Raw genomic sequence first — 13,817 nt, 5'->3', positions numbered from 1 at the left:
GCTTAGTTAGGGTTCGATTGGTTTTTATATCCGTATTGGTATTCTTGCAACAAGTGCCCCTGGGCATCCTTGATGAACTCGATGCGGTTCAAGGCGTCGTATTCATAGAAGGTGGTATACCCTCTGGCATCGGTCATGCTGGTCATACCGATCAAGGGGTCGTAGGTATAGGTGGTGACCAAGGCCCCTGGTATCGCACGAAGGACGTTCACCTGATCTGTGGTGAGGCCCCCGACGTTGGTATTGTAGTTCGATCCGACCTGTAGGGCCGACTCGACCTGTGCTCGGGTGGCATTCGCTATCTTGGCCACAGGGTACTGTTGGTTGTACCCCCAGATATAGCTGGTATAGGCCCCATCTTCTTGATGGTATTGCAGCACGTTTCCTTTATTGTCGTATTGATCATAGACCAGACGTACCTCTTCAGGGCCGTTGGCCCCTTTTTTTGATTTGACCTGTTTGGGCAGGGTGAGGTTCGAAAAGTTCGATTCATTCGAAAAAACCGTTTCATTACTGGCCAAAAGTGTTTGCTCGATGTCGGTCAGCGTTCCTTCGAACTGTTCCGTTTTCACCACCTCGGTCAAGCGGTTCGCGTTGATCAAGGGCGTGATGTTCAAATCTTCGGCATAGTGGTACTTGGTCGTCATCACCTTGCCGTCACTTGAGGTCACGGTATTCGTTCTGGTGAGGTAGCCCAGATCCATTTCGAAGGTGGCTTCGGTCTTGGTACTCAAAGCTTCTCCATTGAAATATTGGGTGGTCAGGCTACTGTCTTGACGCATGACGTTTTTAAAACCGTTGTCCGAATCGGCATAGTCTACATAGGGCTCGGTAACGATCAAGCCTTGGCCCACTTTGATCAACAGGGGGTAATGCGGAAGGGGCATAAACCCGATATTCCGTTCAGAGAACGAATTCTGGGTATGTACGAGCAAGTCGTTACCCGAATCGTAGATGTGCTCCTCAACGATATTGCCATTGATGTAGTCAAAGGTGTTCGGCAATACCTCGAGCATATAGGTCTCACCGTAACTAACATCGATATGCTGAAGACAGCTGATATCAGGTATGGCATAGACATTCGACCAACTACCACAGGAGATGGTTCCATAATTTATTTGTGAAAGTCCGACATTGCGCTTGAAATAAGCGTTGGGTTTGTTCACATATTCGGTTACGATCTTGCCGTTGGCGGTTCCGTTCGTCGATTCGCTGGTTTCGGTGACCTTCGAATAACCGATGTGGCTGCCCGCTGCCGAATTCATGGTACGCAGCTTATTGTCAGAACTGAGGTAAAAACTATAGGCGCCCGTCGCAGGTATATCGGGCGAGTACTCGAATTGGCTGCCCGTAGTCGACCAGAATACAAGGTCATCCATCAGCTTGCCGCTCGACAGGGTCTGCCCCTCCTCTTGCTGTTCGTAGACGAACGATTTGGTGGTGATCACCTCATTGTTATTGCCTTTATTGATCATTTTGGAAACCCGGGCCCCGCCGACCTGGAATTCTTCATATACAATGGGAGGTGGGTTGAGCTGTAGGCTTTCAAAGGTCATTACGGAAGGCGATGTCACATAAGCGAATGCATTTACAGATTGAGAAGAATATGACCATGGTTGATGGTAGAACTCATAATTACCGACAGGAAGGTCGGTAAACTCTTTACTCAATGAAACACTTAATTGATTGACGTTAAATTGATTATCATAATCAAAAACCGGGATTTCCTGACCCGTTTGAAGGTTTTTTATCCAGACTGCCCTTCCTGATGGGAGAATACTTTCATCAAAAGAAGAACCATGGGTCAAGGTCGCTTGGATCTTCACATTATACGATTGCCCGCTACACAGTGTATTCGGGCCTACCGTAAACTGGCTGCCGCTGACCGTGTAGTTCGTACTCACGTCTTGACAGGTGGCAAAGGCATTGTCATCAAAACTATAGTTGGGGTCGTTCGCCAACTTGAGCATTTGGTAGCAAAAGTCATACCCCTGTGAAGAAGTGATCCCCGAAGACAACATATTGCCCGAACCATCGAATATCGGCGTGTAGGTCCGGTTCTTTAAATGGACCGTATTCGCCTCATATTCGAATTCGGTGGCGCCTTTGGTCGGGTAGACCACGCGCGACAACAGCCCGTTCTTGCCATAATTGAAATCACTTTTTCGAGACACCCCGGTGAACTTGCCAAAACGCTCAAAGGCCTGGTCTTGCGCTAGATCGAACTCAACGAAAAAGCGGTTCATGGAGGGGATGCGATGGGTATTGCCATCCAAACCGTTATAAAAACCCCAAAAATCGATCGCTTTCGAATCTTTTGCCGGAAGCTGATTCGGGTTGATGTACTCGAAGGCATAGGTTCTACCGTCGATGGTCACCCCATCGAGTTTCAATCGCAAATAATAGGAATCGTCCGATTGGCCCAATTTGTTCGAATTGAAATAGGAGTGGTTTAGATCGACCTCCTTTTTGAGCCCCCCGTTGAAATCGCGGATTTCGATCCGGGCCAAGCGGCTATCCGAATTGGTATTTGAAAACGCGTTGAACAGGGCCGAGTTGTAGTCTTGTTGGTAATCAGCGGTCTCATAAAGGTCCTCACGGGCGGCGGCAATGAATTGAATGTTTCCGAAATCACCGCTGATCGTAGCCAATTGCTTTGAATTAAAGCCGGTCAGGGTAGCATAAGTACGCGACGGAAGACCGATGGTACGCTCCAGAGACGGCTCATTGAATTGAAAGGAATAGGTTTCTGAAAAACTAGGAAAACCCAGCTGCTTTTGATCGGCATAGGTGAAATTCAAAATGCGGCCGTTGCTCTGGCCCACACTATGGGGGGATCGTATCTGTGACACTTTCCAAGAAGAGATCATGTCGGTACGACTTAGGCCGGCCACACCTGAATGGTTGAGCAGCGCATTGTCATCGTTCGTAGCCTGCGAGCTTTCTTCGGTAGGAAACGAGGTCGACAACTCTTGCACATCGAAATGGTATTCAAAACCTTTGGAATCGGTCACGACGAAATTATGGGTGGTCATGTTGAAGTCCACCTTGATATTTTGCTCGCCGATCACCAAAGCTTCCAAATCAGGGCCGTTGCCCGACTCCTTGGGCAGATAGAACTTATACGAACCTGTCGGCAGGTTTACCGTGAACAGGTCGGGCAACAGATCATCGGGGACCGTGACACTTTTATTCGACAAGTCGAGCAACTCATCGGGGTCCAGCTCAAAATTACCGTTGAAACCGTTCATTCCTTGTTCGGGAAAGTATTGATCTTCCGTAAACAGGAATCCGATATGGTCGGAACTCAAACCGTCCAAAATATCTTCAAAACCGTTCACTTGCCGTGTAATGACGATGCCGGTAGCGAGGTTCCATCCGAGTCCGACCCAAGAGGCTTCTTGGTTCACGCGGATGCCCCCGGTATTGTAACTGAGGTTTAAGGGTATGCTAAGACCGTCGAGTGAAACGGTATGTATGGGGATGTTGATGTTCGCCGTACCGTTGTATTTGTTCACCGGAATGGCACCGAACTTCCCTAAATCGGCCACCTCAGGGTTCGGAGGTACCAACTGTACCTCATATGATGATGGGCCAACGTTGCCCGGATTGCTTTGCGAGACGACCTGGCCACTGGTCAGGACCAGGGCGATCAGGCTTATGATATGTTTGAATTGCATGGTTTACTGTTTTTTGAGTAGGCTTATTCCTTTTCCGATTCCAATTTTTCGATCCGCGCTTCTTGCTGTAGGATGTAGAGGGTCAGCTCCTCGATTTTTTCCAGTAAGAGCCGGTTCATATCACCCAGTTTCACCCCGTTGGCTGCGACTTCATCGGCGGAAGGGATGTTGGGCAAGTGCCCATAGGTATCGATATAGGCCGAGAGTTCGGCCAAAGTGCGTAATTCGTAATCGGCCTCGAAGACGTAATCGGCCCAGCCGGTCTCGACCTTGATCTCTTCAGCGCGGATGCTTCCGCCCACTGCGAGTTTCCAACCGTCGATGTTCTGGGTGCCGATACCTAGGTTGCCCGATTGATCGAGGACCATAGACGGGGAATTAAGGGTATTGCCGGATACGGCGAACCGTAGTTTCGAGCTCGATTCCAATCCGCCCCCAAAACCGGTATAGCTGGTTACCAAACGGATGTGGTCACCCGATTGCCGTTCGACCTGGATGCCCTGTATGCCGCTATGTCCCCCAGAGAAACGGGCCAAAGTGGCGTTGTTGTCGAATACTTCGAGTTTACTTGCAGGGTTCGAGGTGCCGACCCCCACATTGCCACTGCTGTAATAAATGTCGTTGCTGGCCTCGGTCCAAAGCGAGCTCCCACTCGAGCCCCCACCGCCCGAAGAGCCGCTGTCAGTCGTTACGTTGATGGTCGTGCTGTTCGCACTCTCATTGCCGGCCGCATCCAAAGCCTTGACGCTGAAGGTATAGGTGGTAGCTGAACTGAGTCCGGTCACCTGATAGCTGGTCGTATTGCCGATAGTTGCAATGCTGCTGCCGTTTTGAAAAACCCGATAACCGGTTACAGCGGTATTGTCGCTAGCACTATTCCAAGTTAGATTGATCGTGTTTTGTGTTTGCCCGGTCGATGCCAGACCAGTAGGAACCGTAGGCGCTTGGGTATCTCCTGAACCGGTACCATAAAGCAGGGTGGCCAAGGGGGTCGAATTGGGCACTTCTTCGACCCGTGGATCATAGATGTACATTTTTTCACCCGAGGCACAGGCCCACAAAAAGGCACGTATGCGCAAATCGATTTGACCGACACTGGATGGAAAAATAAAGTCGGATGCCGAATAACTTGCCGCCGGCACATTCGAAGCACTACCCAGTGAGGGGTCGTACAAGCCGGAATCACCAAGGTCTGATGCCGCTCCGGGCCTGACATAGGCGACCATTAGATACCATTTGTTGTTGGGTTGGTCAACTGAGGTAAAGGTCGGCCAAGAAACATTGCTCCCATTTTCGTGTTCAAAGGGTTGCACCAACCCTCCCGTGGTGTAATAGGGTACAAAACCCGTTCGATTGTCACAATTGGTCGGGCCTTCAGATCGTATCCAAAAAGATACCCGATAGGATTTGGAAGTATCGACTATCAACGAATTGTACCAAAGCCCTCCGTTCATACCCGAAGCGCCATTGGCGGCCGCTTCCCAGACGGTTACTTGGTTCCCCAAGGGGCCCGTCATCGTAATGCGCGAATTTTGGGAGGTGTTTCCCAACATGCTCCAATTGGTGGTCGATCCGGTCGTACCCGAAACCCAATCACTGGAATCAACAAGGTTTTGTGCGCTTGTGGTATACATGGTCAGTACACAAGCCGCGGTCAATAGTATGGTTATGCGATTGTTCATGCTTATCGTTTTTCTTTTAGTAATTCGATTTCTTTTTGCTGTTGCAGGATGTAGAGGGTCAGCTCCTCGATTTTTTCCAATAAAAGGCGGTTCATATCACCCAACTTCACCCCGTTGGCGGCGACTTCATCGGCCGAGGGGATGTTGGGCAAATGCCCATGGGTTTCGATATAGGCCGCGAGTTCGGCCAAGGTGCGTAGTTCGTAATCGGCTTCGAACACATAATCGGCCCAGCCGGTCTCGACTTTGATCTCTTCGGCACGGATGCTTCCGGCCACTGCAAGTTTCCAAGTGCCGATGTTTTGGGTACCGATCCCAAGGTTTCCAGATTCGTCAAGGACCATGGCAGGCGTATTGATGGTATTGCCGTCTACGGCGAAGCGTAGTTTGGAGCTCGATTCCAATCCGGCTCCAAAACCGGTATAGTTGGTCACCAAACGGATGTGGTCGCCATCTTGCCGCTCGACCTGGATGCCTTGTATGCCGCTATGCCCTCCAGAGAAACGGGCCAAAGTAGCATTGTTGTCGAATACTTCGAGTTTTCGAATGGGGTTCGTGTTGCCGATACCCACATTACCGCTGCTATAATAAATGGCATCACTACTGCCCGTCTCGGTCCAAACCGAGCTTCCGCTCGACCCACCACCACTCGATGCTGCGGTCACGGTGACCGTTTCGACATCGAAAAGGCCGGTGTTTTCTTGGGATGTAGCCGTGATGGTTGCCGTTCCGTTCGCCACTCCTGTGACGACACCACTGCTGTTGACCGTAGCGACATTGGTGTTCGAACTGGTCCATAGCAGTGTTTGGTTGGCATTCGATGGCAATACGGTACCGTTCAATTGCACGGTCTGCCCTGAAGCCACGCTAACGTTAGACGAGGTGATGGCCACCGAGCTTACCGGGGTCGGGTTCGAATTGTTCGGATACAAAATGTCAAGCAGCGGTTTGGTGCTTCCGTTGACTTCTTCGATCCTCGGGGCATAGGTATACATTACATCACCAGCCCCACAATTGTAGATCAAGCTCCTGAACTTGACTTCAATCGTCGAATGCCCGCTTGGAAAAGCCCAATCGGAAATCGCATAGCTGGAAGCTGGCATCACGTTCGGGTTGGCATTGTCAATGGCGTACATTCCGCTGTCGGCACTGCCGCTATAGCCATTCGGGCCGATGTAGCCTACATAGAGGTACCAGGTATCGTCTTGGATGTTCGCATTCAGCGGTTGCGGTTGTGAGGTAGCACTGCCGCTTGCTGCCGGGGAGAAATTTACCGAAGCCCCATTGGTGGCATTTCCTAAATACCCAACGCGTTTTGAGCAGTTCAGGGCACTTTCAGAACGAACCCAAACGGTAAAACGATACGTCTTATTGGTTGACAGGCTGATGGCATCGCGGGTCCACCCCCCATTGGCCCCCGTCACGTTGGCCGTGACGATTTGCCAAGCTACGACCGAGGTTCCGTACGGTCCGGTGGTGTTGACCCTTGAATTTTGTCCATTGCTCGCATATTGGCTGTAGGGCGATGCGGATCCCGATCCGGTCGACCAAACGACCTCGTCGCCTATATTGGCGATCAGGTTCTGGGCATGTGCGAGTTGAGGAAGCCCTAGGGCGATGAGCACCAAGAGCAGAAATTGGGAAATGGTCCGTTTTACCATGATTTTAGTGTTTGGATTGTTTAACATCAATTTGATTTATGGTTTGCTGAAGCGCTTCCAATTGGGCCTGTTGTTGCGTCAAAAGCGCTTGCTGTTGCAACATATAGAGGGTCAGCTCCTCGATTTTTTCCAATAAAAGGCGGTTCATATCACCCAGTTTGATCCCATTGGCAGCGACTTCATCGGCCGAGGGGATGTTGGGCAAATGCCCATGGGTTTCGATATAGGCCGCGAGTTCGGCCAAGGTGCGTAGTTCGTAATCGGCCTCGAACACGTAATCGGCCCAGCCGGTCTCGACCTTGATCTCTTCGGCACGGATGCTTCCGCCTACTGCGAGTTTCCAACCTTCGATGTTCTGGGTACCGATACCCAGGTTGCCCGACTGATCAAGGACCATTGAGGGGGAATTGATGGTGTTTCCGGATACGGCGAACCGTAGTTTGGAGCTCGATTCCAATCCGCCCCCAAAACCGGTATAGCTGGTTACCAAACGGATATGATCACCTGATTGCCGTTCGACCTGGATGCCTTGAATGCCGCTATGCCCTCCAGAGAAACGGGCCAAAGTGGCGTTGTTGTCGAATACTTCGAGTTTTCGAATCGGGTTCGAGGTTCCAATACCCACATTACCGCTGCTGTAATAAATGGCATTGCTGCCGGACTCCGCCCAAACCGTGCTTCCGCTAGACCCTCCACCGCCAGAAGAACCGCTGTCAGTCGTTACATTGATGGTCGTGCTGCTCGCACTTTCATTGCCGGCCGCATCCAAAGCTGTGACACTGAAGGTATAGGCCGTAGCTGAACTGAGTCCGGTGACCTGATAGCTGGTGGTATTGCCGATGGTAGCGACGTTCGCACCGTTTTGGTAAACCTTGTATCCGGTGACCCCCACATTATCCGTGGCACTGCTCCATGTAAGACCGACAGTGCTATTCGTCTGCCCGGTCGATGCCAGACCGGTTGGTGCCGAAGGCGCTTGGTTGTCCGACCCCCCTGAATTGTTCTCCGTATAGCCTACGGTCAGTATAGGCCGGGATGCAACTGAGGTGGTCGTGGAAGAACCGAAGGCAAGATCGTCAGCATTGGCCCCATTGTGCACGATAATGATCGAAAATCGATCGCCCGTCACCAAATTAGGGGCTATGGTTATATTTTTCACATTGCCGATACCAAAAGGCCCGGATATCGAACCCAAGGCAATATCTTGACCCGGTTTGTTGGCATTGGAAAGCGTGGTCTCGCTCCAGCTGGTAGTATTGCTGAGGTACACTGATAACGGTCCGTCACCGGCATCGGTGACTACGGTCAATTGCAGATCAATGGAGGTTACGGTGCCGTTTATGGCGGCGATATCGAACATTAAAAAACCTTCACGAAGTCGGTTGCCTGCTTCGATACGTAGTAAGTTGTTGTTGTAAAGGGTGCCATTTTGCAAATACGCATCATGTATCGGACCGAAAGTATCCGATTGGGAAATGGCGATCAGGGGTATTGAAAAAAGTGCCAAAAAGAGGCCGAATAGCTTTTTTGAAATGTAGGTTTTCATAAAAGTGGATGTAGGAATAAGATTTGGTGAATTTAGGATTGGGGACTCGCAATTTTCTTTGTAGGATTTGGGGTGTCTTCATAGTAACTCGTATCGGGTCGGTGCCGCAAGGGCAGGCCGACCGAATTCACTAATGTTCCCGAATGACCTAAACGGAAGTATCGGTCCTTAGTATGCCAGTTTTGTTAAATTTTAGATTCTTGGACCAAACCCCTAGTCAGCTTGTAGCAAAACCCCAGTTTCTCAGATTATTCTTACAAGTTATTAACAAAAGGTTTTGCTGGGAGATCGATCAAAATCGGGGATCACAGACCCAAGTCCATCGCTTCGGTATGTCTATTTTAGGGAAAGAAAAGACCGCTTACTTAGGTTGTTCGACCGTTCCTTGTCAGGTCGGTATCGTAGCTTCCGGTTTCAGGAATACCCTAATCGAACCGGGCCCCGAATCCCTTTGAAATTTTCCGTACTTTACACTTGGATCGCGATGCACTCTTTCGCTTCCCCATTTTAAAGCCTTATGGATAAAAACGCCTTGTTGGTTTCCTATTTTTCGCAGTACATGGACTTAAGTGCCGAGGAAATCGAGCTGATCAAAAAGGAGGATATCGTACGTGACTACGCCAAAAACGACTTTCTCCTCAAGGCCGGTGAGTATGCCCAAGTTTGTTTTCTGGTACTGAGCGGCTGTGTGAAACGCTATTATATCGAGGATGGGGAGGAGAAAATCGTGGAGTTCTTTACCGAAAACGATCCGATCACCCCGGTAAGCTATGTCGATAAAACCCCTTCAAAATACTATCTCGAATGCCTTGAAGCCTGCATTGTTTCTACAGGAAACGAGGAACGGACCCAACGGTTCCTTCAGGAGTTTCCCCGGTTTATTCCCATTTTCGTGAAAATCGGTGATCAGTTGTCCGCCAAAAAGCAGCTGTTTTTAGACGACTTGAAAAACCTCTCGCCCGAAGCGCGCTACCAACAATTGATGGAGGCCCGACCCGACCTCATCGAGCGTGTACCCCAATACATGATCGCCAGTTACTTGGGCATCCAACCGGAATCCTTAAGCCGCATCCGAAAGCGGATGTGGTCACAGCAGTAACCCATTTCTTAACCGAAGTCAATGACTTTGGTGTTTCTCCTCCGCAATTTTGTGCCTTTAAAAATCCATCAAAAAACAAGGCATGAAAACACGAACTTTAGTATTGGCAGTTGGGGGTACCCTCATGAGCGGCCTTCTCCTTCTCGCCCTTTGCACGAAAAAACCGGAAGACCGACACTTCGATAGAACCGTCGCGCAACTTATGGAAACCAACGGTTATGTTACACACCAACAAACCATGGACTCTTTTCCTGAATTAGGTCTCATCCATTCGAAAATGGAACGAATGGCCTATCTGAACAGCACCATACACAGCATGATGGCCGGACCCTCCCCCGATGTATCCGAAGATGAACGGGAAGCACTCGATCGCTATCAAACGGAAGTCGGCGTACTCAGGCGGTTCATTCAAACTGAATTGGCCCGCTTCATGCAGGCCCATGCCATCCATCCTTAATCCAAAAAGAATAAAAGATGCATACAAGAAATACCACACCACAAGGCTTACTATCCACCCTTTGGACTTTCGTCTTGTTCAATATGATCTTTCGCGATCTACACGAATTCTTGAACGATGGGTTCTTGGAAAGTTTGAAGACCCTGCACATCGCCGAACCTACGATGCTCCTTTACGGCGTCATTTTGGAACTGCCGATCCTTATGGTCATACTACCCAAACTGTTAGGTGATACGGCGAACCGTTGGGTAAACGTTGTCGTAGCGTTCATCATGCTTTTGGGTATTTTGAGTTCGCTCTTCAATGCGGATCTCGATGACCTGTTTTTCGGAATGATGGGTAGCATCGCTTTGGTAGGCATTATGGTCATCGCCTGGAAGCTCCCTACCAATTCGAATAAGGCAGCTGCAACTGACGCATAAAGGGTATTTAGGATTTTTCGACCCGATAGGTGATACGACGGTTCGTAATGACCGAAGTCACTTCGATGGTCAACTGGGCGGTGTTCGACAATACCTCCCCGCAACTATAACCGGTTTCATTCGCCACCAACCGGAATTGGGCGCCATTGAGCGCGGTCTCGGCCCCGGTGATGGTCAAGTTGTTGGTTTGGGTACCAGAATAAGGGGCCGCTTCGCTTAGATTGTCCCAGGTGCTGCCATTGAACCGTTGCCATTGCAACTGATCTCCATTGCCAACAACCACGGTGAAAGTGGCCGTACAGCCTAAACAGACCGTACTATTGGATGGTTGCACCGTTATGGTAGCTGCCATGCCCGATTCAAGATGATCTTGAGTGCCAGAGGTGTCGGCATCGGCCGGTGTGGCATAGGAAGCCGCGCTTACGGTACCATCGGTTTCGATTGGTGGAATCCCATTACCGAACTGGCCGTTATCGTCAGCGTCGGTGCTTGCATCACCATAAGCTTCGTCGGCATCGCCGCAACCATCATTATCGCTATCGGTATCCAAACAATTTGGAATGCCATCGTTGTCCGTATCCTTGGTGGCCGCCCAAACAATGGCATTGATCAGCAAATCTTCCCCGGCCGCATTATACCCACCGGAACCATTGGTATGGGGTACGATGACCCTTCGTCCAGGCGCGTTACCGACCTCCATGGCATCACCAACATCCCATACCGCTAAGGAAACTTCACCGTTGGGATGCTGCCCTAATACCGTACCTGAGGTAATCCCATTGCCATGGAACGCGGCATCGGCGATATCGTAATTCCCTAAGGAAAGTCCCGCAGTTATAGGATGACCGTTATCAATGATATTGATCAAGCCTGTTGCGCTAGACCCACCTGTCGAGGCCCCCAAAATTTCATCGTGTAATGCATTCTCACTGGTGACCACACCATTCTCCGTGGTAGTCAGATTACTGACATTTGCAAAAGCCGTACTACTAAATGAGTCTTCATAAATGAAAACCGCGGCATAGTCGTTGGCATTGCCGCCGACATTATCATCGACTACAGTAACAGTGTAGCCCAAAGCAGTTAATTTGTCTATCGTATTTTGCTCTTCGGTCTCAGGGGCGTCTTGGGTAACCCATAAGATACGGTCCCCATTGGGGCACTCCAAGCTATCAAGGATTCCGTCGTTATCATCGTCCAGGTCAACGATATCGGCCACTCCATCCCCATCGGTATCCTCTTGGGGATCAACCGTCACCGTAGCGGTATCGCTTTTGCCCAAAGCGGGGCAAATGGATACTGTGGAATCGGTAATGGTATAATCAAAAGTCGTTCCTGGAAAAGCCGTACCCCCACTATACGTATAGGTGACCAAGCCTAAATCGGCATCATCGATCACCACGCTTCCTATGGCAGGCTGTACCACACTTTCAATAAAGAAATCTTCGCCGTCGGGTTCCGAATCGTTCGTAAACAAATTGATTTGAACCGAGACCGTCGTCGTTGGAGGCACTTCAACGAAATCATCGACCGCGTCGGGCGGATTGATATTTTCTACGATTTCGGCATCGGTGGTCGTCATATCGTAATGGTTGGTTCCCGATATCGTGCTCGGTGTGGCGACCACGGTCGCGATCAATCGGGTAAAACCGTCAACGGGGTCGTAAAAATTCGGATAGCGCACTTCGATGATGTAGGTTTCGTTCTCCCCTAAGGGCAAGCCGAAATGGACTTGTTCCGGACTTTGTGTGCCATGTCCGTATACTCCGTTTACCTGTCGCAAACCGCTAATGATATTGCCTTCACAATCTTTGATGATCACGTTGGTACCTACGGCAACACGACCTGAAAACCCTCCGGTAGTACCATCGGCACTACGATCTTCGGTCACATCAATGATCAAGTGGTTATTTCGGTTCGCCGCCGGTAGGTTATTGATCCAAAGCTGGTTGCCCGAACTATGACTGATGTTCATATAAATATCAAGGTCCCCATCATCATCAATGTCGATCATGGTCGTCCCTTCCCCATTTCGCGTATTGAAAGTTTCCGCATCAAGGGCGAAGGTCATGGCCGTACCGCTACCGATAACTCCAGGTGCCGGCGTTGGGCTATTCAATTGGTTAATGTACAGGTAACTTCGGCTATCGCCTACCAAGAGGATATCAATGTCACCATCATTGTCGATATCACCCCCTGCAAGGGCATCGATATCGTTTGAAGAGCTTCCACTATCCGTATTGGATGGTTGCGGTAACCCTGGGAAGACAGAAGCTCCTAAGGCGGTCCAAGTTCCAGGACCATCGTTCCTGAATATCTGGGTCAGACCGTTTTCGGTCCAGACGGCATCGAGATCACCGTCATTGTCCAAATCCCAAAGCCCATTTCCGCCCTTATTGCCATTGGCTGCTTGTGCCAAATCGGAACCATTGGTAAAGGTTCCTCCTTGGTTCAAAAAGAAATCGTTTTCATTGCGCTTCCGCATGAAAATGTCGACCCATCCATCATCGTTCACATCAGCTGCTGAACCGTAGTCACCATCCGTTGCAAACTGGTTCAAACCGAATTCGACGACTCCCGATCCGCTGCCAGGAGTAATGTGGGTAAACAAAGAAGCAGCCGCCGGGGCGACCACGGTATGGGTCAAATGATCAATGTAATTGTTTCGCAACAATTCGATACCATAGTTGTGGCTGTCGAAAAAGATATCGAGATCACCATCCCCTTCAAAATCAAAGAATCCCGCGCCTTCTGAATTGATCGCTGCAATGGTGATGGTATGACTGGCATTCTCCCCAATGGTAATGGGTGCAAAACCTCCTGCTCCATCACCGAAGGTTCCGTCCGTATTCTGAAGATATATCTGTAACGCGACTACAGAACTGTTGGTCCCTGAACTGTTGATCATGAAATCGGGGCGGCCATCGTTGTTCAAATCACCCCACACGGCTTGCCGCTCGGCACGATCTGATAGCATGCCCGGCACCAAGGTGGCTTGTACGTTGGTGAAAGTGCCACCATCATTACGCATCAAAAAGCTTCGGGCCGAATTGTTGCTCTCCAATACCAAGACATCCAAATCCCCATCATTATCGAAATCGGCCCAGGCATGGCCCCCATCCTTGTTCTGGTTGAGATCAAGGCCAAAGGCCGCTGCATTTTCGGTAAAGGTCGTTTGTGCTTGAAGGGCCGTAGCCATCACAAGAAAGAAGGTACCGATAAGATACTTCTGCCACCCCATAGTTTGTTTTTGGTCTATGAATACAAGAT

At 50.0% G+C, this 13,817-nt stretch carries 8 protein-coding genes; 3 read left to right on the top strand and 5 right to left on the bottom strand.

The window, feature by feature from the left end:
- Window positions 1-2 precede the first annotated feature (2 nt).
- Genes ABV409_RS15125 through ABV409_RS15110 form a run of 4 tightly spaced genes read right to left on the bottom strand, consistent with a single transcriptional unit; the run spans window position 3 to window position 8,569 of the window.
- Window positions 3-3,680, bottom strand: a complete 3,678-nt coding sequence (locus tag ABV409_RS15125) for an RHS repeat domain-containing protein (RefSeq protein WP_353878462.1) — start codon at window positions 3,678-3,680, stop codon at window positions 3-5.
- 23 nt (window positions 3,681-3,703) lie between these two features.
- On the bottom strand, window positions 3,704-5,362 hold the full coding sequence (locus ABV409_RS15120; RefSeq protein ID WP_353878461.1) for a fibronectin type III domain-containing protein: 1,659 nt from the start codon (window positions 5,360-5,362) through the stop codon (window positions 3,704-3,706).
- A 2-nt stretch (window positions 5,363-5,364) separates the two neighbouring features.
- Window positions 5,365-7,023, bottom strand: coding sequence for an Ig-like domain-containing protein (locus ABV409_RS15115; RefSeq protein ID WP_353878460.1), 1,659 nt, complete (start codon window positions 7,021-7,023; stop codon window positions 5,365-5,367).
- 4 nt (window positions 7,024-7,027) lie between these two features.
- Complete coding sequence (locus ABV409_RS15110; RefSeq protein WP_353878459.1) at window positions 7,028-8,569, bottom strand: fibronectin type III domain-containing protein; 1,542 nt, start codon at window positions 8,567-8,569, stop codon at window positions 7,028-7,030.
- A gap of 517 nt (window positions 8,570-9,086) precedes the next feature.
- On the opposite strand from ABV409_RS15110, the gene ABV409_RS15105 reads away from it, so the two are divergent.
- The 3 genes from ABV409_RS15105 (at window position 9,087) to ABV409_RS15095 (ending at window position 10,547) form a co-directional block, all read left to right on the top strand.
- Entirely contained in the window at window positions 9,087-9,668 is a 582-nt protein-coding gene (locus ABV409_RS15105; protein ID WP_353878458.1) for a Crp/Fnr family transcriptional regulator, read from the top strand.
- 82 nt (window positions 9,669-9,750) lie between these two features.
- The gene (locus ABV409_RS15100) at window positions 9,751-10,125 is read left to right on the top strand and encodes a hypothetical protein (protein WP_353878457.1); all 375 of its coding nucleotides are present in this window, start codon (window positions 9,751-9,753) and stop codon (window positions 10,123-10,125) included.
- Window positions 10,126-10,142: 17 nt separating this feature from the next.
- The gene (locus tag ABV409_RS15095) at window positions 10,143-10,547 is read left to right on the top strand and encodes a DUF6326 family protein (protein ID WP_353878456.1); all 405 of its coding nucleotides are present in this window, start codon (window positions 10,143-10,145) and stop codon (window positions 10,545-10,547) included.
- Between the two features lie 7 nt (window positions 10,548-10,554).
- Here ABV409_RS15095 and ABV409_RS15090 read toward each other — a convergent pair whose 3' ends face one another.
- Window positions 10,555-13,788, bottom strand: a complete 3,234-nt coding sequence (locus tag ABV409_RS15090; protein WP_353878455.1) for an FG-GAP-like repeat-containing protein — start codon at window positions 13,786-13,788, stop codon at window positions 10,555-10,557.
- Between the last annotated feature and the right edge of the window lie 29 nt (window positions 13,789-13,817).

It is taken from the genome of Flagellimonas algarum (genome assembly GCF_040513375.1).
Taxonomy (GTDB): domain Bacteria; phylum Bacteroidota; class Bacteroidia; order Flavobacteriales; family Flavobacteriaceae; genus Flagellimonas_B; species Flagellimonas_B algarum.
The sequence above is the reverse complement of the archived record's forward strand: the minus strand, read 5'-3'. Positions and strand labels throughout refer to the sequence as shown.